The organism is Clostridia bacterium, assembly GCA_036654455.1.
Classification (GTDB): Bacteria; Bacillota; Clostridia; order Christensenellales; family CAG-314; genus JAVVRZ01.
This window is the reverse complement of record JAVVRZ010000003.1, coordinates 37,711-61,602: the sequence shown is the minus strand read 5'-3', so window position 1 is coordinate 61,602 and position 23,892 is coordinate 37,711. Positions and strand designations below refer to the sequence as shown.

The window sequence follows — 23,892 nt, the reverse complement described above, 5'->3', positions numbered from 1 at the left end:
TTAATATTTTAAAAAGACGGCTAAATCAAATACGCCCCAAAAAGTTAGATACTTTAAAGAGGCGATATGATTTAGCCGTACGTTTTGTTTAATTTTTACAAAAACTTAACAATATTTAATTTTTATAAAAATTTATTTGTTTTTATTTTTAAGAAAATATAGCTTAAATATTTTATCTTGTAGTTTTGCCGGTAGGACGCTAAGCAACTTCATTTTTAGGCTATTACCCACATTATAGTATATTTTGGGGTGTTTGCTAAATAAGGCTTTGCGCATAGTTTTAAGAAAAATTTCGGGGTGTTTAGCACGTTTTAGTTCGTTTTCCATCATCTTTTTCATTTTTAACAATGGGGTTACGTAATAATTTGTAGTGAGCAAAAGAGTATCGAATTGATTTACAATCGAACCTTGCATAGCCGTTGCAAATGCTCCGGGTCGAATAGCTATTACGGGAATATTAAAGAATTGTAGCTCTCGTCGCAGTCCGTCATTATATACTTCAACACCGTGTTTCGCAAGCGTGTAATAGGTGTGAAAAGGTACGGCGTCAAGCTTGCCGTATTCGCTAGAAATATTAATATATCTACCTTTTGCATTTCTAACTAATTCAAACAAAGCTTTATTTACTAGATACATTCCAACTACGTTTATGTTGAGTATTTGCGTCAATTTATCTGCGTTTTCTATAAGCGAACCTAGCCTAACAATGCCTGCAAAGTTTATCACAATGTCAAGTTTGTCGGTAAATTGTTTGCAATATTGCACGCACTGTTCAATATTTGTTTGGTCGGTCACGTCAAGAGGAATATCGTGCCTATTGCCGTTTATGGTGTCGGTTTGATTTAGTTTGTCGCCTGCAAACACCGTATAACCGCAACGCAACAGTTCTTGTATAGTTATGTCGGCTAGTCCTCCGCAACTGCCGGTAACAAAAGCGTATTTCATAAGTTAACCTCCGCAATATAATTTTAGCACAAGGTATTTTATGTTTCAAGTGTTTTATCAAAATAGGCAATTACTAATTGCTTGAAGTGTAATTTATGTTGTGATACAATACAATCACAACAAGGAGAAATAAATGCTTAACTTAGTCGAGATAGGAACGAATATACGACATCTTAGAACTTCGCTCAACATTACGCAAGACGAATTAGCCACAACTCTGCTTGTGTCTAGACAAGCTATAAGCCGTTGGGAACAAGGTTTAGCCTTGCCTACCATTGATAATATCTGTTGTCTTGTCGAATTATTTGGCGTTAATGTAGAAACTTTGCTTTGCCTTGACAACCCTAAACAGCTCAGCGAAGACGACTTATTTGCAGATTGTTCGCATAACTATGTTATCGGGCAAATCGTACAGGGCAAAACGAATATAAATCTTGCAAATTGCATAGACCAATTTAACTTAGAAGAACGTATGCTTATACTAAAAAGCATTAAAAAAAATAGAGAAAGATATCTAAATACTGATATGGAAGCTCTTTGGAATATGCTAACTGGCTTAGAAAAGCAATTTTTTAATTCAAAATTATATAAAGAAGAAATAAAAACTAATAAATTTAGGAGGAGAATATGAAAGTAGATTTTACAAATTTTAGCTGTATTTTAGATAATTACAATTTTAGCGTAAAAAATCAAGAAACAGGCTTGTGTCACAACAAAAAATACTATCGTATACCAATAAAAAAACAAGAAAATAAAAATAAGGAAGGTTACGCAAATGAAAATTAGCAACCTACTTCCATTTATGGATGAAGAAGACGTTGATTTGTATCTAAACAAACTAGTTGAAAAGGATAATTTGGCTATGTCAAAAGTAGTTTCAGTACTTCCTTTTGCAAGCGAAAAGGCAATAGATCAAGCTTTTGTTAAACTTTACAATCAGCCCGACGCAAATTATGGTTTATCGGGGTTTTATCCGTTTATTTCAAGTAAAGCCATGCACCAAATTGTGCTAGCGTATATTAACGATAACGGTAAGCCAATTACGCAAAGTATGCTCCCTTTTATGGACGACAAAGACATTAAATTGTTGATGCACTACGAGGTTTCTAAGGAAGATTTAGACAAAGACGATTTAGACGACGACGACGAAGAAGACGAAGACGACGACGAAGAAGAAGACGAAGACGACGACGAAGACGACGACGAAGAAGAAGACGAAGAAGAAGACGAAGAAGAAGAAGACGAAGACGAAGACGACGAAGACGAATAAAAGTCAAATTTATTCAAATGTTCGTATGAACATATAAACACGTGTAGTTTCTTAAAACATAGACAACATTTATTTGCCTCTACTTAGCATATATTAAGTAGGGGCAAATTTGTCTATCTTATGTTTACGGCAAAAAAGTCGGCTGGGGCATACATAACATTTTAGAAAGTATAAAATATTTTAACTAGGTTAAACATATAATCAAAGTAAAGCTATGTTTATAAAAATACCGAACAAACAAGAGAAAAATATTGATTTTTTGTCAAGGTTGTGTTAAAATCAACACAGTCAAAAACAGTAGAGTATGCAGATATGTTCAAATGTTCACTTGTCAAATATGAACATATATAAATATTTGCCTATATACAAATTTTGTTTTTGGACTTACAGACTTTTTATATTTGCGTTACTTGCAAAGTTTACAATATTTTATATTTGCGGATGTAGTTTAGTGGCAAAACGAAAGCTTCCCAAGCTTTAGTTGAGGGTTCGATTCCCTTCATCCGCTCCAAAAAAACACTAAGGGCTTTTTAGCCTTCTTAGTGTTTTTTGTTTGTACTAGACAGTTGACGTTTGTTTGTAATTTTTTTATTTATTTTGTATTTGACTGGTCGTTGTTTGAGCTAAGAACATAAGGTTGTTCTTTATTTAGCAACGGTTTTTCTTTGCAAGCATCTTTAAGTACGGCGCAAAACATAAACAAACTTACAAACATAGTGATGTGAGCAAGACCTGCGCCGGCTTGCAGTAGCCCGTTAATGATTGTTGCGTCAAGTAGTTGAACAAATCCTTTGTATAATATAAAGGCAAGTAGCAAGCTAAATCCTACAAGATAGGTAATAAAGAAAGGTTTAAATAATTTAGTCTTAGTAATCGAATAACTTTTGTCAAGTAGCATCATTATAAGGGTAAAGAAAGCTCCAAGCACCATAATATGTACGTGCGCCGAGACTACCCAGGGTCTACCCATAATTGACGGTTGCCAACCCACAAGTTTTGTTGTCACAAGAATTGCTACTTCTACAACTAGGGCAAGAGTAATAAAGGCAATAAAAGTAGAAATTAATTCCTTAATCGATAAATTTTTGTTCGTCTTACTATTTTTCATATTTCCTCCAATATTTTTAGCTGTCGTATTTTGTAAATTAAGGCTAACTTGCATTATATTTTAATTATACCACAGTTACGTAATAATTGTTTGTTTATTCTCTTTCGCTAACTTGCTTGATTTTTATCTTAAACTTAGGTACAATTAAATAAAATTAAATGCTCCCATATACATAAACTGTTACTTTGGAGAAAAATTATGTCGCTTGAAAATGCTAAACTCTATTTACAAAAATTCGGCTTTGACAAAAAAATTATGTTATTTGACATTAGTTCGGCAACTGTTGCGTTAGCAAGCCTTGCCGTAGGTGTATCTCCCGCTCAAATTGCTAAGTCGCTTACGTTTTTGCTTGACGGCAAATGTATAATGATACTTGTCGCCGGCGATTGCAAGGTCGACAATCGTCTTTATAAAGATTACTTTGGCAAAAAAGCGACCATGCTTACAAGCCAACAAGTTGTGGAATTTACCAATCACGAGATAGGCGGAGTTTGCCCTTTTGGCATACCTAGCCAAATTTCGGTCTATCTTGATGTTTCTTTAAAAGCAAATCAATATGTTTACCCTTCTTGCGGAACAGATAATTCGGCGATAAAATTAACAATAGACGAGCTTGAACAGCTAAGTAATTATACAGCCTGGGTTGACCTTACCAAAAAAATCGTAGTTTAAATAATAAAGAAAATTTTTAACTATTAAAAATATTTTATACTAAATTAAATAGTAGAAGTTTAAAAATTAAGTAGAAGTTAGGTAATTTTAAAAAAGTAATTTTAGCAATAAAGTAGGGGCTTGAACAAATTTGTTCAAGCCCCTAAAAAGTAATTTTGGTTTTGTTATACTTTTTAGTACATATCTGGATTTTGCGGAGCGGTAGGAGCTACGGGTGGAGTAGGTATATCGCAAACTAAGCTTTCGGTTGTAAGCAAGGTGCTTGCAATACTGCCTGCATTTTGTAGCGCGCTTCTTACTACTTTTGTCGGGTCAATAATACCGCTATCAACCATATCGACATACTTGTCGTTAAGAGCGTCGTAACCATAATTAGTTTTGTTAGCTTGTAGAATATTATAAACAATTATACTGCCTTCTACGCCTGCGTTATTTGCAATTTGCATTATTGGAGCGTGTAAGATGTGTTTGATTATCTCAGCGCCTGTCTTTTGGTCGCCCGAAAGAGTAAGAATAAGTTTTTCAACGTCGCTTAGAGCCGATAAGAGCGCAATTCCGCCACCGGGAACAATGCCTTCTTCTACCGCCGCTCTGGTTGCATTAAGAGCGTCTTCAATACGCAATTTTTTCTCTTTCATTTCAAGTTCGGTTGCTGCGCCTACGTTTATAACGGCTACTCCGCCTGCAAGTTTAGCCAGCCTTTCTTGATATTTTTCTTTGTCATAGTCGCTTGTGCAAGCTACCATTTGAGCTTTAATTTGTTCTACTCTTTGCTTGATAGCTTTAACTTTGCCCGAACCCTCTACAATAATTGTATTGTCCTTGTCAACTTTTACTTGTTTAGCTCTGCCTAGCATATCAAGGGTTGTAGATTTAAGGTCAAGACCTAGTTCGTCGGTAATTACTGTTCCGCCTGTAAGAATTGCGATATCTTCTAGCATAGCTTTTCTTCTATCGCCAAAGCCGGGAGCTTTAACCGCTACGCATACAAACGAACCACGAAGTTTGTTAAGTATAAGCGTAGTAAGCGCTTCGCCCTCCACGTCTTCGGCTATAATAAGTAGTTTTTGTCCTAATTTTACAATTTGTTCTAATATAGGTAGAATATCGGCAATAACGCTAATCTTTTTGTCGGTAATTAAAATATAAGGGTTATCTAGGCTTGCAACCATCTTTTCTAGGTCGGTTGCCATATAAGGAGAAGCGTAACCTCTGTCAAATTGCATACCTTCAACTACGCTTAATTCGGTACGCATAGTTTTACTTTCTTCTACCGTGATAACGCCGTCGTTGCCAACTTTTTCCATAGCGTCGGCAATTAAAGCGCCGACTTCTTCGTCGCCTGCCGAGATAGAAGCGACTTGGGCGATGTTGGTTTTTCCGCTTATAGGCTTGCTAATTTGTTTAAGTTTTTCTACGCACGCGTCGATTGCTTGCGAAATACCCTTTTTAAGGATAATTGGGTTTGCGCCTGCGGCTACGTTTTTGCTACCTTCTTTAATAATAGCTTGCGCAAGTACTACGGCTGTTGTTGTGCCGTCGCCTGCTACGTCGTTAGTTTTTGTCGATACTTCTTTAATTATTTGAGCGCCCATATTTTCAAAGGGGTCGTCTAGCTCTATTTCTTTGGCGATTGTAACGCCGTCGTTAGTAATTAACGGCGAGCCATATTTGCGTTCAAGCACTACGTTTCTGCCTTTTGGTCCAAGCGTAATTTTTACCGTGTCGGCGAGTTGATTAACTCCGCTTTCGAGAGCTTGTCTTGCTTCTTGTCCATATTTTAATTGTTTTGCCATAATTGTTTTCTCCTTTATTCAACTATTGCTAGTATGTCATTTTGACGAATAATTGTAAATTCTTGTCCGTCAAGTTTAAATTGACTGCCTGCGTATTTGCTGTATAGCACCTTGTCGCCGACTTTTACTTTCATAACAATTTCTTTTCCGTCGATAATTCCGCCTTCGCCAACAGCTATAACTTCGGCTATTTCTTGTTTTTCTTGCGCCGAAGTAGGAAGAATTATACCCGAAGCGTTTGTCTTAGTTTCTTCTGCCGTTTTTACTACCACTTTGTCAAATAATGGTTTTACTTTCATATTTTGCCTCCAATATATTTATTTTTTATTTTACTAATGTAAATTAGCAGTCTATCTATTAGACTGCTAATATTTTAAACCATATAAAATGAAATGTCAAGATTTAATTACCACTTTTTTTATAAAAAAATGCAAATATTTATAGATTTTGTTTAATTATGTAAAAGAGCTTTTTAAAGCTTTGCGGTAATTTTTGTTTTACTATAACGGCAATTCATAATCGCATTTTTCTACCGTAAGATTAGCTTCTTTAAATAGTTGAAGGGCAAATTCGTCGGGGTAGCCTTCGTTATATACAATTCGGCTAATACCGCTATTGATAATCATTTTTGCGCATATTATACAAGGTTGATGCGTGACATACATAGTTGCGTTGTTTAGGCTTATGCCAATTCTTGCGGCTTGTATTATTGCGTTTTGTTCGGCGTGAACGGCGTAACATAATTCCTGTCTTGTGCCGGAAAGAATGTCTAGTTTTCTGCGCATACATTCGCCTTTATCTAGGCAACTTGTAATATTGCTAGGCGCTCCGTTATAGCCCGTTGTCAATATGCGTTTATCTTTGATAACGACAGCCCCAACGTGTCTATTTGTTTGATAACAACTACTCCACGATGCAACGGCATAGGCAAGTTGCATAAATCTTTTATCCCACTTATCCATACTTGTTTTCTCCTTATTATAGATTAATTGTAGTTTACCGCTAACTTAGTTGTCAAGTGTTAATTAGTAATATTGTTTAGCATATATTTAGTAAGGGCTAATCAAATTTTGTAAAAAGTCTTATTTTATTATAAATATGTTGTGAGGTAAAAACAAATGTTAGGAATTATAGGTTACGGCGCTTTGGGCAAGGCGGTAGAGCAACTTTTGCAAGAACATAATGAGCAAGCCATTATTTATACTTCGCAAAAGAATATTTCTACTTCGTTTGATTATTTTGATTACGATAAACTTGGTAGACACAACTTAACTTACGCTTATATGTGCCTAAGCTCGACCATATTGCCTCAAAAGCTCGGCGAAGTTTTGCGTTATACTTCTACCATTGATTGTTACGACGTTCACGGTAATTTTAAAGAATATTTTGATACCGCTGACAAAAATGCAAAAAGCAATAATAATATCGCAATAGTTGGCGCAGGGTGGGACTGCGGACTTTTTTCGCTTGCTAGGGCAATTTCAAGTCGATTAGGCAATACTCATACTTTTTGGGGCAAGGGCGTTTCGCTAGGTCATTCTTCCGCCGTAAGAAAAATTGAAGGGGTAGAAGACTGCGTAGCTTATACTATACCTGTCGAAAGCGAAATTTCTTTGGCTTATCAAGGTCAACCAAGTAAAAAACCTTACCAAAAACATATAAGAAAAGTTATAGTTTTACCTAAAAACAATGCCGATAACGCAAAGATTGCAAGGCAAATACTAGGCGACTACAACTACTTTGCCGATTATCCCTGCGAAATAATCTTTGTAAATCAAGAAGAATTTGCTTCTGTTAAGAATGATATTTCTCACAAGGGCGAAGTAATTTGCGTAGGTAAAAACTACGACTTAACGCTTGCTTGTCGTATGAAATCTAACCCGTATTTTACGGCTTGTATTATGCGGGCTATATCGTTTTCTATTGATAAATTGACTCAAAAAGGGGCATATACCTTGATGGATATACCATTTAAGTATTTTTTAAGTGAAAGAAGCGACATCTGGACTTTAATTTAAAATAGCTTACCGCTTGCGAAAAATGTTAGAACATTTAAACAAATTGCTATTGACTTATGCCCTAAATAATGTTAAACTCTTTAAGGTTATACTTTAAAAAAATATATTTATACATACCAAAGGGGGAAGACAATGAGCTCAAAAGTAATTCAAGGTGATTTTTTAGAAACAGCCGAACAGGCAAAGAGATTACAAGCCGTTCTTGACAAGTATGCCGGTATTAAAGATTCGGCGGTAGCCGTGCTTGAAGAAGTACAAGTAATTTATGGTTATTTGCCTAAACAAGTACTTACTAGGGTTAGCAAGGCTATTAATAGGTCGGAAGAAGAATTGTACGGTATCGGCACTTTCTACTCACAATTTAGCTTATTTCCTAAGGGAAAATACAATTTTGCAGTATGTTTAGGCACAGCTTGCTATGTCAACGACGCCAAAGCCGTCCTTGATAGGCTTATTACCGTACTCGGTATTAGCGAAGGCGAATGCACAGACGACGGCAAATTCTCAATTACAGTTATGCGTTGCGTAGGTTGTTGCGGTCTTGCGCCGGTGCTTACGGTAAACGAAGACGTATACGGCAAAATGACACCCAAATTAGTTGATGAAATTGTAGATAAATACAGAAATTTATAAGGAAGTAAGTAGTTATGACTATAAGAGAAGTAGCAACTTTATTGAGCGCAGATGTGCTAAACGGAGAAGATTTACTTGATACTAACATCGTATCGGCTTGCGGTAGCGATATGATGTCCGACGTGCTTGCTATGGTCAAAGACCAAGCTGTTCTTCTTACCGGGCTAGCCAATCCGCAAGTAGTTAGAACTGCTCTTATGATGGATATGAAATGCGTTTGTTTTGTTCGTGGCAAGTTGCCCGACGACAAGACCATTCAACTAGCCAAAGAAAACAACATAATTTTGCTTACAACCAAAGAGAAAATGTTTACCGCTTGCGGTAAGCTCTATTCCGCCGGCATAATAGGTGGTATGTGATGCCAAATATAGAGTGGAAGTTTGAGGTAGACGGCAGTAATTTTGACCTTGCCGGTCACGCCTCTCAACAGATTAAATCTAGGCTTAAACAACTAGGTATTGCCGACGAAACAATTCGCCGTGTGGTAATAGCTATGTACGAGGGCGAAATAAATATGGTTATCCACGCAAACGGCGGTTACGCTATTGTTACAATGGACCCTAGCGTTATTACCGTTACGCTTGCCGACACCGGCAAGGGCATAGAAAATATCGAACTAGCGATGAAGGAAGGTTATTCAACCGCTACTTCGCAGATACGAGAATTAGGTTTTGGCGCAGGTATGGGACTGCCAAATATGAAAAAATATAGCGATTCTATGGATATTCAATCAACGGTAGGCGTAGGCACTACCATAACAATGACATTCAAAATGTAATTTTTATTAGGTGGACAATATGACTAAGGGGTTTAAGTCAATTCAATTAGACACCGCTAAGTGTGTGGGCTGTACTAACTGTATGAAGAAATGCCCAACCCAAGCAATAAGAGTTCGTCAAGGTAAAGCGTCAATCAATTATGACAAGTGTATTTCTTGTGGTAATTGCGTTAGAGCTTGCCCTTCTCACGCCATTTCCGCCCAATGCGACGGTTTTGATACGCTAGGCAATTATAAATTTAACGTTGCGCTTGCGCCTTCGTGCTTATTTGCTCAATTTCCTCACTTAGACGACCCAGATTTAATCCTTAATGGTTTATATAACATAGGTTTTGACCACGTTTACGAAACTGCTCGTGCCTCAGACTTATTGTCCTTAATCAAACGTGAAACCTTTATTATGGGCGACTGCAAGACTCCGGCAATTTCAACTGTTTGCCCGGCTTGCGTAGAACTTATTTTAACAAAATATCAATGTTTAAAAGATAATTTAGTAACTCATTTACCGCCTCTTGTGCTTGCCGCAAAGGAAGCCCGAGCCGAAGCGAGAGAGCTTAGCGGTTTACCCGACAGCGAAATCGGCGTATTCTACATTTCTCCTTGCCCGGCAAAAGCGCAAGCTATAATCGATGGTTTTTATTCAAGCGTACCCGAACTTTCTGGGGCGTTAAGCGTGTCAGAAGTTTGCAAACGTTTGCAAAAGGTAGATAAAGACGACGTAGTTATCAAGCAAAGGCTTAAAGCGTCAAGCAACGGCATAGCTTGGTCGACTAGCGGAGGCGAAGCGGCAAGTTTTCCTAACACTCGTCAACTTGCGGCTGACGGCATTGACAACTGCATTTCAATTTTGCGTGAGCTAGAAGACGGCAAATTAGAAAATATTGACTTTGTCGAATTACACGCTTGTCACAGCGGTTGCGTAGGCGGAGTGTTTAACGTTATCAATACTTTTATCGCTAAGAGCAAAATTCACACTTTGCGCAAGACTACTTTATTAAATAAGACAAATTCGTGCGATAGATTAGATAAGCCCGTAGAATATTACCAAGACTCTTGGGAATGGCAAACTAAGGACGTGTACAAGCTAGATAGCGACATAACCGTAGCTATGGATAAGATGGAACACCTCGAAAAAGTTCTTAATTGTTTGCCTAGATTAGATTGTGGCGTATGCGGTTCGCCTAACTGCCGTTCTTTTGCCGAAGACGTAGTGCAGGGTCTAGTCGACATTAAACAATGCGTTATGATGAGGCTTAAAAATGACAAATAATATACCCCTTACTAATAGAGATATAGCCAGTATTGTTTCGGCTACGACTTATGTTCCGGGCGAAACTTGTTCGGTTACAAACTTCTACATAGGGGACTTACTTAGCTTTGTAATGGGCAAAGCTCAAACAAATTGTTGTTGGCTAACAATTATGTCTAACGTCAATGTACTTGCGGTTGCTAAGCTTACCGAATGTAGTTGTGTGTTGCTTTGCGATTCGGTTATACCCGACGCTGTTCTACTTGAAAGGGCGCAAACCCAGAATATTTGCATACTCGGCACAAAGTTAACATCATTTGATTCGGCTAGACTAATTGTGGAGTATATCAATGCAAATAAAGGCTGATTTACATATTCATTCGGTATTGAGCGGTTGCGCAGAAGAAGATAATACAATTTCAAATATTGTCAATATGAGCCATCTTCTGGATACCCAAATTATCGCTCTTGCCGACCATAACGCAATCGAGAATTACCCTGCGTTAGAAGCGTATGCAAGACAGTATGGCATAGTTACAATTCCGGCTATGGAAGTTACTACTAGCGAAGAAATACACGTTCTATGTCTTTTTAGAACATATAAGCAAGGGTTAGATTTATTTAAGCGTATTTATCAGCAAATACCAAAATATCCGCTTAACACCTCTTTTTACAACAAGCAACTTGTATTAGATAAAGACGACAACGTCGTTAAACAATACGACGATTTGCTTAACGTTGCGACTTGTTACGATATTTTTGAACTCGTAGACGAGGTGTCAAAGTTAGGCGGGGTTGCAATTCCAGCTCACATAGACCGAGATAGTTTTAGCGTATTGTCCGTACTGGGTAGCCTTCCGCCAGACCTCAACGTAACTACTCTTGAAGTGTCGTCTGTTTGTCCGGCTAGTTTGATAGAACAATATCGTGGCAAATATAACATCATTTGCGACAGCGACGCTCATAATATCGAGGCGTTAGTTAGATTTAGCAGTTATATCGAACTTGACAGTTTGTCAAAGACCAACTTAATTAATATGCTGTCGGTTAGACCAAACAAATTATGAAAGAATTATCACTAAATATATTAGATATAGTCAACAACTCAATTACAGCGGGTTCAACTCAAATTGATATTGTGGTAGATTATAATTTTAGCGTCAATTTGCTTACCCTAGTAATTACCGACAATGGTTGCGGTATGAGTCAAGAGTTTATAGCTAAGGTTTGTGACCCTTTTACCACAACTCGCACAACTCGCAAAGTCGGCTTAGGAATACCACTATTTAAGCTTTCGGCCTTGCAGTCAAACGGCAGTTTTAACATTACCTCTAAGGTAGGCTTTGGCACGACTATTACGGCTACCTTTGAAATAAACAATATTGACCGTATGCCTATGGGCGACCTTGCTTCGACTATTAGTTTGTTAATTCAAGCAAACCAGAATATTAACTACCTATTTACTTACAGAGTAAATAAACAGGAGTTTATATTTAGCACCTTAGAAATTAAAGAAATGCTAGGCGAAGTATCAATAGTTCAACCCGAAGTGACGCAATTTATTAGTAATTATATTTTAGAGAATATAAATAAGACAAATGGAGGATATGAGATTTTATGAAATCTTTACAAGAGCTTAACGCAATCAAAGAAAAAGTGCTTAATATGGGGCTTAATCGTCAAAATGTCGGCGAAGAAACAACCCGAGTTGTTGTTGGTATGGCAACTTGCGGTATAGCGGCAGGCGCAAGACCAGTATTAAACGAATTAATTGCCGAGGTAGCTAAACGCAACCTTAAAAATGTTATTGTCAGCCAAACCGGCTGTATAGGTATGTGCAAATACGAGCCTATCGTAGAAGTGTTTATGCCCAACAAAGAAAAAGTTACTTATGTGTTGGTTACTCCCGAAAAAGTTGCCAGAATTGTCACCGAGCATCTAGTCAATGGCAACCCAGTAAAAGAATATATAAATTTAGTATAAACGGAGGAGAAAAATGATAAGGTCTTACATACTAGTTTGTGGTGGCACAGGTTGTACCTCTAACCACTCACACGAAATTATCGATGCGCTAAACGCTGAAATTAAGGCTAATAAGCTTGAAGAAGAAGTCAAAGTTATTATGACTGGTTGTTTCGGTCTTTGCGCTAAGGGTCCAATTATGGTAGTTTATCCCGAGGGAGCGTTCTACCACTCAATCACGGTTGCCGACGTAAAAGAAATTGTCGCCGAGCATATTATTAAGGGTAGAATTGTCAAGAGATTGCTTCATACTGAGGACGACACTAAGGAACAAGTCCTTTCTTTAAGTCAAACCGAATTTTTAAAGAAGCAAGTAAGGGTTGCGCTACGCAACTGTGGCGTAATTGACCCCGAAAATATCGAAGAATACATCGCTCACGACGGTTATCAAGCCTTAGGCAAGGTTTTAACCGAAATGACCAAAGAAGAAGTTATCAATGTTATCAAAGATAGCGGTTTGCGTGGTCGTGGCGGTGGCGGTTTCCCCACAGGCAAGAAGTGGGAATTTGCATATTTACAAGATAATCCCGTTAAATATGTTTGTTGTAACGCCGACGAAGGCGACCCGGGCGCATTTATGGACAGGTCAATTCTTGAAGGCGACCCTCACTGCGTAATCGAGGCTATGGCAATCGCAGGCTACGCTATCGGTTCAAGTCAAGGTTTTGTTTATATTCGTGCAGAATATCCAATAGCGGTTAAAAGACTTAAAAAGGCAATAGCCGACGCAAAAGAATATGGCTTGCTAGGCAACAATATCTTTGGCACTTCATTTTGCTTTGACCTAGACATTAAATTAGGCGCAGGCGCATTTGTATGTGGCGAAGAAACAGCCTTAATGACTTCAATCGAAGGTAATCGTGGCGAACCCAGAGTACGCCCGCCTTTCCCAGCCGTTAAAGGTCTTTTTGCTAAGCCCACAATATTAAATAACGTAGAAACTTATGCAAATATCGCTCAAATTATAAATAAGGGCGCAGATTGGTTTAAGACAATGGGGACAGAACGTTCTCGTGGCACAAAAGTATTTGCAATCGGCGGTAAAATTGTTAACACTGGTCTAGTAGAAATTCCTATGGGCACTACGCTTAGAGAGGTAATTTATGAGATAGGCGGAGGTATCCGTAACGGTAAGAAATTTAAGGCAGTTCAAACAGGCGGACCTTCGGGCGGTTGTATCCCTGCGGCTCACCTAGATATACCAATCGAATATGACAAACTTATCGAGATGGGTTCAATGATGGGTAGTGGCGGTATGATTATTATGGACGAAGACAACTGTATGGTCGACATCGCTAAGTTCTACCTAGAATTTATCGTTGACGAATCTTGCGGTAAATGTACTTCTTGTCGTATCGGCACAAAAAGACTGCTTGAAATGCTCACTAAGGTTACTAAGGGTACGGCTACAATGGAAGACCTTGACAAAATGGAGTCGCTCGCCGAATATATGGCAGATACCGCTCTATGCGCTTTGGGCAAGACTGCGGCTAACCCCGTACTATCAACATTAAGATATTTTAGAGACGAATATGTTTCTCATATAGTTGACAAAGTTTGTCCTGCCGGCGTGTGCAAAGCTCTTATTAACTTCCACATTGACCCCGAGAAATGTATCGGTTGTACTTTGTGCGCAAGAAATTGCCCAGTTAAAGCAATCTCGGGCGAAGTTAAGAAAGTTCACACCCTAGACGTAACTAAGTGCATCAAGTGCGGTTTATGCGCCGCTAAGTGTCCTAAGGGCGCAATTTACAAGAAGTAAGGAGAAAAATAAATGAAAACAATTACCTTAAAAATTGATAATATTCAATATGAAGTACCCGAGGGTAGCACGGTTTTACAGGCGTGCCGTCACGTAGGCGTTAATATTCCTACATTGTGCTATTTTAAAGACCTTAATCCTCTCGGCGCTTGCCGTATTTGTGTTGTTGAAGTTAAGAATATGCGTGGACTGCAAGCCGCTTGCGTTCTGCCAGCAACTCCCAATATGGAAATTTTCACTCACACAAACAAAGTTTTAGATAGTCGCAAGACTACGCTAGAATTAATGCTCTCTAACCACAACAACGATTGCAACAGTTGCGTGAAGAGCCAAAACTGCCAACTTCAAAGACTCTCGCAAGAATATAATTGTGACGCTAATCGTTTTGATGGCGCAAAGACTAAGGGCGAAGTTGAAGTTACGCCGTATTTAATTAGAGACAATTCTAAGTGTATTCTTTGTCGTCGTTGCGTAGCTATGTGCAAATCTCGTCAACACGTTTCTGTAATCGGCGCAAACGAGCGTGGTTTTAACACTCATATAGGCACATTCTTTGGCGAAGACTTAGACAAGGTCGGTTGCGTAGCTTGCGGACAATGTATTACGGTTTGTCCAACAGGCGCTTTGCGTGAAAAAGATGACACCGACAAAGTTTTTTCGGCTATTGCCAACAAAGATATTCACGTAGTTATGATGCCAGCCCCAGCCGTAAGAGTAGCAATCGGCGAAGAATTTGGTTATCCCGTTGGCACAAATCAACAAGGCAAACTTGTTACGGCTATGCGTAGACTTGGCGTTGATTCTGTTCTTGACATTGACTTTGCAGCCGACCTTACAATTATGGAAGAAGGCACAGAGTTTATCAACAGACTTACTAAGGGCGGAGTTCTACCTATGTTTACTTCGTGTTCTCCCGGCTGGATAAATTATATCGAACAATACTATCCCGAATTATTACCGCATCTATCAACTTGCAAGAGTCCTCAAATGATGGCAGGCGCTCTTGTAAAAACTTACTACGCCGAAAAGCACAACATCGACCCTCGCAAAATTTTTGCAGTAACCGTTATGCCTTGCGTAGCTAAGAAAGTTGAAATTGCTCGTCCCGAAATGCAGAATGCCGAGGGCATAAGAGACTTAGACGCTACAATTACCACTCGTGAACTTGCTCGTATGATTCGTCGTTGCGGTATTGACTTTGCCGAACTACCCGAAGGCGACTTTGATTCTTTAATCGGTCACGGTAGCGAAGCCGGTCTATTATTTGGAGCAACGGGCGGTGTTATGGAGGCAGCTTTACGTACAGTAAGCGAAGTTTTAGAGAAAAAACCTCTTGAAAAGCTTGATTTTAAGGCAGTAAGAGGCACAGAAGGCATTAAGAGAGCAACCGTTAAAGTAGCAGGCGTTGACGTTAAGGTAGCCGTAACTAATGGTATTGAGAATGCTCACCTTATTCTTGAAGAACTTAAAGCCGGCAAAATTAGCGATTATCACTTTATAGAAGTTATGTGTTGTCCGGGCGGTTGCGTAACCGGTGGCGGTCAACCTATCCAACCCGAAAATGTCTGGGACAAAATTGACGTTAGGGCAGTTAGGGCAAAGGCAATTTACGACACCGACAAAAAGAGCTTAGCTAGAAAGAGTCACGAAAATCCCGAAATAATCGAAATTTATAAGGAATTTTTAGGCGAACCCAACTCTCATAAGTCGCACGAACTATTGCACACCCACTATACGGCAAAGCCTATTAAGTAATTTGGTTAGCTGTAATTTAATTAAATAATTATCATTTTTGCCTCGCTGAGTACTCGGCGAGGCAAATTATTTATCCTTTTATATTATCGCTAAGAAATATTTCTTTTATCTAGGCGATAATTTAATTATGAAGAAACTTTTTATAACGCAACTAGTTATAATTTAGTTTTGTCCTTTGCTTGTTGCGTATCGCATTATTGACTATTATAATACAATTTTAAATCTAAATGTAATTCTATGTAAAATTGTTGTAAAAGGCTTTATTTTTTTGCGTTTATATTGTATTATTATAGTGACTTAATGTAAGGAGAATTATATTGAACTTTACCGATTATTTATATAAAACAATAACAAATTTTAATTATATTTCGGCGATTGAGATTGTGTTTATCTTTGTTGTTATATATTTTTCTTATAGTTTTTACAAGAAAAACAATTCAACTTGGTTTTGTTTTGCTGAAATAATTGCAATTTTACTAGTTTTTTTGTTTAACACACTAGGGTTTGTAGGCGGTAAAATTTATATTTTTGCTTTGCTTATGTTGCTTTGTCTTTTTCCGCTTATATTATTTAGCGGTGAGATTAAGAGAGGGCTATTTAGGCTTAGCTGGAAACGAAAGTTTAATGTTTTGTCGGCGCAAGAGCTATCGCAAGAAGAACTTCAACAGTCGGTTAACAATATTGTAAAAGCTTGCCTTAATATGAGTAAAGCAAATATAGGCGCATTGATAATTATTGCCGACAACATAAATCAATCCATAGTAGAGAGCGGTACTTCGCTAAATGCAGAAATTTCTAGTCAACTTATTGAAACTTTGTTTTTCCCTCGTTCGCCTTTGCACGACGGCGCAGTTTTAATAGTAGGGGACAAACTTATATCGGCGGGCTGTTATTTAACGCTTACTTCCCGCACGGACTTATCCAAAGACTTAGGCACTCGTCACCGTGCAGGCATAGGGCATACCGAGCAGTTCCCTCAAAACACGGCGATTATTGTATCCGAAGAAACCGGCATTATCTCGGCTAGCCACGATGGTAGATTAATTAGGTATTTAGACGGCGAAAGTTTGGTCAAGGTAGTCAAACACGCTTTAAACATTTCTGGCGGTAGCGAACAAGAACAGCTAATTTGGGGTGCGAAATATGAAGAATAAGGGTAAAGCCTTTGGCAATTTTTTACGCAAAATATTTGTAAACAATATAGTTCTTAAACTGCTAGCTTTGCTTGCGGCGGTTGTTATTTGGCTACTTGTAGGCTATTTATTTGTATAATATATTTTTTGGAGGCTATAAATGTCAATAAAAATACCCAATATTTATTTACCTAACAGAACGGTAGATTATTCTAAGTGGGCGGTTATCGCTTGCGACCAATTTACATCTCAACCTGCTTACTGGGATAAGGTCAACGAACTTACCAAAGATGCTTATTCTACTCGCCACATAGTTTTGCCGGAAATTTACTTAAACAAAATTAATGACGCTATGCTTGACGACATCAATACTACAATGCAACAATATTGCGATAACAATGTTTTAGTGTCGCAAGGACAGTGCTTTATTTTAACCGTTCGTTCAACCCCGTTTACGCCTCGAAGAATTGGTCTTATGATTGCAGTTGACCTAGAAGATTACGATTATGCGGTTGGTTCGACTACGCCAATTAGGGCAACCGAAGGCACAGTTCTTGAAAGAATTCCACCAAGAGTTCGTATCCGCAAGAACGCTTTGCTTGAACTTCCTCATATTTTGGTTTTATTTAATGACAAACAAAATAAAGTCCTAGGTTCTCTTTATGAAAACCGTAAGAATTTACCCAAACTTTATGATTTTGACTTAATGTGCAATGGCGGTCATATCGAAGGTTACAGAGTAGATAATTGTTTTGAAATAATTGAAAAACTTAAAGCTACTCAAAAAGACAGCAGTATTTTACTTGCAGTAGGCGACGGCAATCACTCGCTCGCTACCGCTAAGGCAATTTGGGAAGAAACTAAGAAGACCTTAACGCCCGAACAACGTGTAAATCACCCCGCTCGTTTTGCTCTTTGCGAAGCTACAAACTTGTACGACGAAGGCATAGCTTTCGAGCCTATTCACCGTGTAGTGTTTAATGCAAATCAATCTTTAATCGACAGTTTGCAAGCTATCGGCGGTAAGGCAAAACATAAAATTTATTTTGAGGGTAAGGAACTTCAACTTAATTTACCTTCCGGCACAGTCGAAGCAATAAAAATTGTTCAACAAGTAATAGACGACTTTGTCAAGGCAAATCCTAATTCGTCTGTCGACTACGTTCACGGCGATAAAGACGCTGTCGAAGTAAGTAACGCTAATCCGTCTAGTCTTGCTATACTTTTGCCCACCCTTGCTAAAAAAGAATTATTCGCTTACGTTGAAGAACACGGAGCGCTTCCTCGCAAAACTTTCTCAATGGGCGAAGCCGTCGAAAAGCGTTATTATATCGAAGCAAGAAAAATTAGATAATTACAAATATCCGTAAGCTGTTTTTAGTTTATAACAATTTTTCAACTAATTAATAAATTTTTATTAAAGTGGCAAGAAATGTTTCTTGCCACTTTTAATTTTACGACTGTATTGACAGTTTTTCATATTATTTAAAGGTTTTTATATAGAATGTCGGCAATTTTTTCTTTGGTAAAGAATAGACAATATTCTTTTTCTACCTCGCCGTAAATAATCGGTTTTTTGTACTCTTGCAATACCTTGACTATTTTTTGACAGGGCAAACTGTCTCCGTACAATATTTGAGTTGAAGTTATTATTTCTTGCGTTATTTTGTAGTTGCAAAATTGTTTGCTAAGTAACTCAAAAATATCAATATTTGTGGAAAAGTAAGTTTTTTGTCGTCTATCTACTAGCATAATATAATTGTTGTTTAATATCCCAGCTAGTTTTTCTAATTTGCAGTTGCTTTTTTTGTAAATTGTATATAGATAGGCTTTTTCGCTTGTTATAGCGATTAGGCCGTATTTGTTTGGATTATGGCATATTAGAGTGCCTTGATTATCAGGGTTGTATAAATTTTTAATATTTATAGGTATATTCTTATCAATTAACGGTAAAATCGTATCTTTATGAAGCACGTCAGCGCCCATTTGACTTAGGTCAAGTAATTGCGAATAGCTTAATTTTGGCACAGTTTGACTTAGCGAGACAATTTTGGGGCTAATTTGCAAATAGCCGTTTACGTCGATATAATTTAAATATATGTCGGCGTCGACTCCGCTTGCAAGCAAAGCTCCGCTTATATCGCTACCGCCACGAGTAAAAAGTTTTATTTTGTCTAAATATTTGCCGTAAAAGCCAGTTAAAAGTCCGCTTTTTTTATTTTTGAAAGCTAATTTAATGTTTTTTACGCTTTTTTTAATATTTAGCCCCGACTTATCAAAAACAATATAATCTTGACTGTCAAAAAACTCTATATCAAGAAATTTTGCGACAATTCGACCCGACAAATATTCTCCCCGAGAAACAATATAGTCGTAATAAAGCTCATTTTTGTCAAAACACTTGAAAAGTTGGTCAATATCAATTTCAATATTAAATTCTTTTATTAAATTTTTGTGAATTGCATAAATTTGCTTATAAATAGGGCTTGCTAACAATTCTTGTTTATTCTTAATCGAATTTGCAAGTTCTATTAGCATATCGGTAATTTTTGGCAAATTTAAGCCGTCTTTGCCATACGCCGACACCACGATAAACTTTTTGCCCTCTATTTTATCGTATATTTTTTTAACTTTATCTAGATTAAATTTTGTTATGGCAGTTCCGCCAAATTTACAAACAGTTATCATATAAGTAAATTATGTTTGATTTACTTATATTATCAATCATTAATCTGTATAGCGCTTAATTGATATGCTTAAAGTTTCTAGCCACGGTTATAATAATAAAAAATTACCTTAGTTTTTTCTAAGGTAATTTAAAATATTTTTTAATAAATTAAACTTTTTAATAACATTATTTATCTAAACTTTATATTAATATTATTTAGTAAACACTAGTTACTATTGTTAATTCTTTTGTTTGGAAGCGGGAATAAAGTTTTCAAAAATTATGTTGTCAAAAGAAAGATGTTTTTGCGTGATTTCTTGTTGCGAATGAACCGTCCAAGCAAGTACGGGCATACGCTTTTTAACCCTTGTGACTAATCTTGAAGGTAGACCGTCTATGTCATAAGACACGAACTGGCTTTTATTTGATTTAATGAAGAATAAGTTACGCAAAAGGTATCTTTTTAAAGCGTTAAGCGTGCGTTCGCCTTTAAAGCGACTTGAAAGTTGCCCTCTTATATATTGCGGAGCGTTAATTGCAAACCATTTGACAATAAAGGGGTTAAAAGATTGAAGGGCAAATTCGCCTTTGTAAGTTGAGAGGTAGTTAAGAATTTTTTGCTCCATAATACCGATGTTTGCGTGACTTTTAACTTCGATAAGTAGGGGCGTTCTGCCGTTAATTTGTTTTAAAAAGTCGTCGAAAGTAGAAATTTTTTCTTGACTTTTTAATATAGATAAATCTTTAATGTCTTTAAATAGCGTTTGACGAATGTCTTTGTCTAGCCCGGTTAGGCGTTTCATATTGTCGTCGTGAAAAACTACAACCACGCCGTCAAGCGTCATTTGCAAATCCATCTCTATTGCATAGTCGTTATTTATAGCTTTTTCAAATGCCGAAGGAGTATTTTCCGGGCTAACCTCATCGTGAAGCCCTCGGTGCGCAATTTGTTTGTTTACTAACCAAGTATCATAAATGTTCATAATTTAGCTCTCCTTAACTTAATTATTATATAACAATATACACATAAAAACAATATATAAAATATAACTTGTCAAAATTACTTTTTTACTATAAAATATATAGTATGAAAAATATTAGAAATTTTTGTATTATAGCTCATATCGACCACGGTAAGTCAACTCTTGCCGACCGATTGATTGAAAAGACCGAACTTGTAGCCAAACGTGATATGTCGGCTCAACTATTAGACGGTATGGATTTAGAACGAGAGAGGGGCATTACTATTAAACTTACTGCGGTAAGGTTGCTTTATAAGCACAACGGTCAAGACTACATTCTTAATTTAATCGACACGCCCGGTCACGTAGATTTTAATTACGAAGTCAGCCGTTCGCTTGCTGCGTGCGAAGGCGCTTTGCTAGTAGTTGACGCAACGCAAGGCGTAGAAGCGCAAACGCTTGCTAACTGTTATTTAGCGCTTGACAACAACTTAGAAATAATACCCGTAATTAATAAGATTGATTTGCCCTCGGCAAGAATAGACGAAGTTAAAAATGAAATTGAAGATTGTATAGGTTTGTCTGCCGAAGACGCTCCTTGCGTATCTGCAAAAGAAGGTATAAATATCGACCAAGTTTTGTCGGCTATTGTTGAAAAAGTTCCTGCGCCAAAAGGCGATATAAATCAACCTTTGCAAGCCTTAATATTTGACTGTCAATATGACAATTATAAGGGCGTAGTATGTTTTGTTCGCATAGTCAACGGTAGCGTAAAAGTTGGCGACCGAATAAAAATGTTTCAAAGCTCTAAAATTTTTGACGTTGTCGAAGTCGGCGTTCTTGTCCCCGATATGCTTAGCGCTTCCTCGCTTTCTGCTGGCGAAGTAGGCTATATTTCAGCAAGCATTAAGACAATCTCCGACACTTCGGTAGGCGACACAATCACTAACGCCGACCGCCCTTGCGACAAAGCCTTGCCCGGTTATAAAAAAGCCTTACCTATGGTCTTTTGCGGAATTTTCCCAGCCGACGGTAGTAGATATAATGATTTAAGAGAAGCTCTTGAAAAACTTAAACTTAACGACGCCGCTCTACTTTACGAACCCGATACTTCAATAGCCCTAGGTTTTGGGTTTAGATGCGGGTTTTTAGGTCTTCTTCACATGGAAATTATACAAGAAAGGTTAGAAAGGGAGTTTAACCTCGATTTAGTTACAACAGCGCCAAGCGTATCTTACAAAGTTTGTCTAACCTCGGGGGCAATCTTAGATATTGACAACCCTACCAAATTGCCTTCTCCCGACCGAATAGAATATATAGAAGAACCTATTGTCAACGCTTCAATTTATTCTCCGCCCGAATATGTCGGCGCTATTATGGAGCTTTGTCAAGATAAACGAGGAATATTTGTAGATATAAGTTATCCCGACCCAAAAAGAGCCTGCGTTAAATATATTTTACCTTTAAATGAGATTATTTACGACTTTTTTGACACCTTAAAATCTCGCACAAGGGGCTACGCTAGCCTTGACTATGAAATAACAGGTTACAAGCAAAGCAAATTAGTGCGACTAGATATGTTGCTTAACGGAGAAATTTGCGATGCGCTTAGCTTAATCGTACACGAAAGTCGTTCTTACACAAGAGGTAGACAAATTGCCGAAAAATTGCGTGACGTTATACCACGCCAAATGTTTGAAATACCCGTTCAGGCTGCAATCGGCGGTAAAATTATTGCGAGAGAAACCGTAAAAGCTATGCGAAAAGACGTACTGGCAAAATGTTACGGCGGTGATATTTCTCGTAAGAAAAAACTTCTAGAAAAGCAAAAAGAAGGCAAAAAACGTATGCGCCAAGTAGGTAACGTAGAAATTCCCAGCGAAGCCTTTATGTCAATTTTAAAGATAGATGACTGATTTAGCCCTATATATTCATATTCCTTTTTGTGTTAGCAAATGTATTTACTGCAATTTTAACAGTAGCGTTTGCGACGACTACGACAGCTATATCAAGGCTTTGTGCTGTGAAATCGAGCAAAAAGCTCGTAATTTTTCTTGTCGTGGCAAAAAATTACTTAGCGTTTATTTTGGAGGCGGAACACCGTCTTTACTTAGCGAAGAACAATTAGCTTGTATTTTTGAAGCGATTAAATCTAATTTTGTTCTTGAAGATACCGAAATTACATTAGAGGTTAATCCTTCTTCGGCAAACAAAACTAAACTTAAACGGTTTGTTGAGTTAGGGGTTAACCGTTTTTCAGTTGGTCTACAATGCGCAAACGACGATATTTTGCGTTTAATTGGACGTCCGCACAATACTTGCGACTTTGTAAACACTATAAATATTCTCCATAGTCTATCGGTTGATAATATCAGTTGCGACATTATGCTAGGTCTACCCAACCAAACCATTAAGGACGTAGAAGATACGCTTAAACTTTGTCTAGATTTAAACATTCCTCACTTCTCTTGCTACGCCTTAAAAGTCGAGAGGGGAACGCCTATTTACAAAATGAAATTAAATTTGCCCGATATGGACACAGTTGTAGATATGTATGACGTGTGTTGCAAGGTGTTAAAAAATAATAATATAAATAGATATGAAATATCTAATTACGCAAAGCCTAACTATGCCTGTAAACATAATTGTAGATATTGGGATTACGGCGACTACCTTGCTGTTGGCGTTTCTGCAAGTGGCTTTGTCGGTAAAGTTAGATACACAAATATTGCAAATCGGCAAAAATATATTAGCAAAATAAATTCTAATTTGCCTGTTTATTCGTCTAAAAAGCATATTAAGGGCGAAGAATGTTACTTTGAATATACTATGCTTGCGTTAAGGCGAGAAAAAGGACTAAACACACAAGATTTTTTTAATGAGTTTGGCGTAGACTTTTTTGCTTACTACAAAGAAAAGTTAAATAAACTTATCAGTCAAGGACTACTTATCAATAAAGACGGCATAATTACGGCTACAAACTTATATATTCTTAACGCAATTCTAGTTGACCTATTATTTTAATTGTAAAAATTTACTTCTAGCTAATCTATGTTTTTAATTATAATAGATAAAAAATTAATTTATGCGAATAAGTAATAGGTTAATCGACTAAACTAAT

Annotated in this window: 27 protein-coding genes and 1 tRNA gene; 21 read left to right on the top strand and 7 right to left on the bottom strand. The window is 37.4% G+C overall.

All coding sequences use genetic code 11. The annotated features are described in order from the left end of the window. Positions 1 to 132 precede the first annotated feature (132 nt). On the bottom strand, positions 133 to 945 hold the full coding sequence (locus tag RR062_04145) for an SDR family NAD(P)-dependent oxidoreductase (protein ID MEG2026899.1): 813 nt from the start codon (positions 943 to 945) through the stop codon (positions 133 to 135). A gap of 133 nt (positions 946 to 1,078) precedes the next feature. Between RR062_04145 and RR062_04140 the strand changes: the two genes are divergently transcribed. The 4 genes from RR062_04140 (at position 1,079) to RR062_04125 (ending at position 2,726) form a co-directional block, all read left to right on the top strand. After that, a complete protein-coding gene (locus RR062_04140) occupies positions 1,079 to 1,576 on the top strand; it encodes a helix-turn-helix transcriptional regulator (protein ID MEG2026898.1) in 498 nt (165 codons plus the stop codon). After that, positions 1,573 to 1,731, top strand: a complete 159-nt coding sequence (locus tag RR062_04135; protein ID MEG2026897.1) for a hypothetical protein — start codon at positions 1,573 to 1,575, stop codon at positions 1,729 to 1,731. Before RR062_04140 ends, RR062_04135 begins: the two co-directional genes overlap by 4 nt. Continuing rightward, complete coding sequence (locus RR062_04130) at positions 1,721 to 2,215, top strand: hypothetical protein (GenBank protein ID MEG2026896.1); 495 nt, start codon at positions 1,721 to 1,723, stop codon at positions 2,213 to 2,215. The genes RR062_04135 and RR062_04130 overlap by 11 nt, the downstream gene beginning before the upstream one ends. A gap of 437 nt (positions 2,216 to 2,652) precedes the next feature. After that, positions 2,653 to 2,726 (top strand) — tRNA-Gly (locus RR062_04125). Positions 2,727 to 2,807: 81 nt separating this feature from the next. Here the strand turns inward: RR062_04125 and RR062_04120 are convergent. Further along, a complete protein-coding gene (locus RR062_04120) occupies positions 2,808 to 3,323 on the bottom strand; it encodes a DUF2871 family protein (GenBank protein ID MEG2026895.1) in 516 nt (171 codons plus the stop codon). 198 nt (positions 3,324 to 3,521) lie between these two features. Between RR062_04120 and RR062_04115 the strand changes: the two genes are divergently transcribed. Next, positions 3,522 to 3,995, top strand: coding sequence for a YbaK/EbsC family protein (locus tag RR062_04115; GenBank protein ID MEG2026894.1), 474 nt, complete (start codon positions 3,522 to 3,524; stop codon positions 3,993 to 3,995). Between the two features lie 173 nt (positions 3,996 to 4,168). Here RR062_04115 and groL read toward each other — a convergent pair whose 3' ends face one another. The 3 genes from groL to RR062_04100 form a co-directional block, all read right to left on the bottom strand. Continuing rightward, positions 4,169 to 5,791, bottom strand: coding sequence for a chaperonin GroEL (groL, locus tag RR062_04110; protein MEG2026893.1), 1,623 nt, complete (start codon positions 5,789 to 5,791; stop codon positions 4,169 to 4,171). A 14-nt stretch (positions 5,792 to 5,805) separates the two neighbouring features. Further along, positions 5,806 to 6,090 (bottom strand): co-chaperone GroES, encoded by a 285-nt coding sequence (locus RR062_04105; GenBank protein ID MEG2026892.1) that lies wholly within the window; start codon positions 6,088 to 6,090, stop codon positions 5,806 to 5,808. A gap of 201 nt (positions 6,091 to 6,291) precedes the next feature. Then, a complete protein-coding gene (locus RR062_04100; GenBank protein MEG2026891.1) occupies positions 6,292 to 6,753 on the bottom strand; it encodes a dCMP deaminase family protein in 462 nt (153 codons plus the stop codon). A gap of 156 nt (positions 6,754 to 6,909) precedes the next feature. On the opposite strand from RR062_04100, the gene RR062_04095 reads away from it, so the two are divergent. From RR062_04095 to RR062_04030, 14 genes are all read left to right on the top strand, one after another. Continuing rightward, positions 6,910 to 7,809, top strand: coding sequence for a diaminopimelate dehydrogenase (locus tag RR062_04095; protein ID MEG2026890.1), 900 nt, complete (start codon positions 6,910 to 6,912; stop codon positions 7,807 to 7,809). Positions 7,810 to 7,941: 132 nt separating this feature from the next. Beyond that, entirely contained in the window at positions 7,942 to 8,442 is a 501-nt protein-coding gene (locus tag RR062_04090) for an NAD(P)H-dependent oxidoreductase subunit E (protein ID MEG2026889.1), read from the top strand. 14 nt (positions 8,443 to 8,456) lie between these two features. Beyond that, positions 8,457 to 8,801, top strand: a complete 345-nt coding sequence (locus RR062_04085) for a DRTGG domain-containing protein (protein ID MEG2026888.1) — start codon at positions 8,457 to 8,459, stop codon at positions 8,799 to 8,801. Beyond that, positions 8,801 to 9,220, top strand: a complete 420-nt coding sequence (locus tag RR062_04080) for an ATP-binding protein (GenBank protein MEG2026887.1) — start codon at positions 8,801 to 8,803, stop codon at positions 9,218 to 9,220. Before RR062_04085 ends, RR062_04080 begins: the two co-directional genes overlap by 1 nt. Positions 9,221 to 9,239: 19 nt before the next feature. Beyond that, entirely contained in the window at positions 9,240 to 10,490 is a 1,251-nt protein-coding gene (locus RR062_04075) for a [Fe-Fe] hydrogenase large subunit C-terminal domain-containing protein (protein MEG2026886.1), read from the top strand. After that, positions 10,480 to 10,836 carry a hypothetical protein gene (locus RR062_04070; protein ID MEG2026885.1) on the top strand — a complete coding sequence of 119 codons (357 nt, stop codon included), beginning with the start codon at positions 10,480 to 10,482 and terminating at the stop codon, positions 10,834 to 10,836. The genes RR062_04075 and RR062_04070 overlap by 11 nt, the downstream gene beginning before the upstream one ends. Beyond that, complete coding sequence (locus RR062_04065; protein ID MEG2026884.1) at positions 10,820 to 11,536, top strand: phosphoesterase; 717 nt, start codon at positions 10,820 to 10,822, stop codon at positions 11,534 to 11,536. Before RR062_04070 ends, RR062_04065 begins: the two co-directional genes overlap by 17 nt. After that, positions 11,533 to 12,090 (top strand): ATP-binding protein, encoded by a 558-nt coding sequence (locus RR062_04060; GenBank protein ID MEG2026883.1) that lies wholly within the window; start codon positions 11,533 to 11,535, stop codon positions 12,088 to 12,090. Before RR062_04065 ends, RR062_04060 begins: the two co-directional genes overlap by 4 nt. Continuing rightward, positions 12,087 to 12,452 (top strand): (2Fe-2S) ferredoxin domain-containing protein, encoded by a 366-nt coding sequence (locus RR062_04055; protein MEG2026882.1) that lies wholly within the window; start codon positions 12,087 to 12,089, stop codon positions 12,450 to 12,452. The genes RR062_04060 and RR062_04055 overlap by 4 nt, the downstream gene beginning before the upstream one ends. Before the next feature lie 13 nt (positions 12,453 to 12,465). After that, entirely contained in the window at positions 12,466 to 14,253 is a 1,788-nt protein-coding gene (locus tag RR062_04050) for an NADH-quinone oxidoreductase subunit NuoF (GenBank protein ID MEG2026881.1), read from the top strand. A 12-nt stretch (positions 14,254 to 14,265) separates the two neighbouring features. Then, the gene (locus RR062_04045) at positions 14,266 to 16,008 is read left to right on the top strand and encodes an NADH-dependent [FeFe] hydrogenase, group A6 (GenBank protein MEG2026880.1); all 1,743 of its coding nucleotides are present in this window, start codon (positions 14,266 to 14,268) and stop codon (positions 16,006 to 16,008) included. A gap of 317 nt (positions 16,009 to 16,325) precedes the next feature. After that, complete coding sequence (locus RR062_04040; protein ID MEG2026879.1) at positions 16,326 to 17,162, top strand: diadenylate cyclase; 837 nt, start codon at positions 16,326 to 16,328, stop codon at positions 17,160 to 17,162. After that, a complete protein-coding gene (locus RR062_04035) occupies positions 17,152 to 17,280 on the top strand; it encodes a hypothetical protein (GenBank protein MEG2026878.1) in 129 nt (42 codons plus the stop codon). Before RR062_04040 ends, RR062_04035 begins: the two co-directional genes overlap by 11 nt. A 21-nt stretch (positions 17,281 to 17,301) precedes the next feature. Beyond that, positions 17,302 to 18,495 carry a DUF1015 domain-containing protein gene (locus tag RR062_04030; GenBank protein ID MEG2026877.1) on the top strand — a complete coding sequence of 398 codons (1,194 nt, stop codon included), beginning with the start codon at positions 17,302 to 17,304 and terminating at the stop codon, positions 18,493 to 18,495. A gap of 131 nt (positions 18,496 to 18,626) precedes the next feature. On the opposite strand, the gene RR062_04025 is transcribed toward RR062_04030, so the two are convergent. Together RR062_04025 and RR062_04020 are read right to left on the bottom strand one after the other, a co-directional pair. Further along, positions 18,627 to 19,829: a hypothetical protein gene (locus RR062_04025; GenBank protein MEG2026876.1), complete on the bottom strand. Its 1,203-nt coding sequence runs from the start codon at positions 19,827 to 19,829 to the stop codon at positions 18,627 to 18,629. A gap of 219 nt (positions 19,830 to 20,048) precedes the next feature. After that, the gene (locus tag RR062_04020; protein ID MEG2026875.1) at positions 20,049 to 20,792 is read right to left on the bottom strand and encodes a glycerophosphodiester phosphodiesterase family protein; all 744 of its coding nucleotides are present in this window, start codon (positions 20,790 to 20,792) and stop codon (positions 20,049 to 20,051) included. A gap of 95 nt (positions 20,793 to 20,887) precedes the next feature. Between RR062_04020 and lepA the strand changes: the two genes are divergently transcribed. Continuing rightward, positions 20,888 to 22,687, top strand: coding sequence for a translation elongation factor 4 (gene lepA / locus RR062_04015; GenBank protein ID MEG2026874.1), 1,800 nt, complete (start codon positions 20,888 to 20,890; stop codon positions 22,685 to 22,687). Further along, positions 22,680 to 23,795 carry a radical SAM family heme chaperone HemW gene (gene hemW / locus RR062_04010; protein ID MEG2026873.1) on the top strand — a complete coding sequence of 372 codons (1,116 nt, stop codon included), beginning with the start codon at positions 22,680 to 22,682 and terminating at the stop codon, positions 23,793 to 23,795. Before lepA ends, hemW begins: the two co-directional genes overlap by 8 nt. Positions 23,796 to 23,892 lie beyond the last annotated feature (97 nt).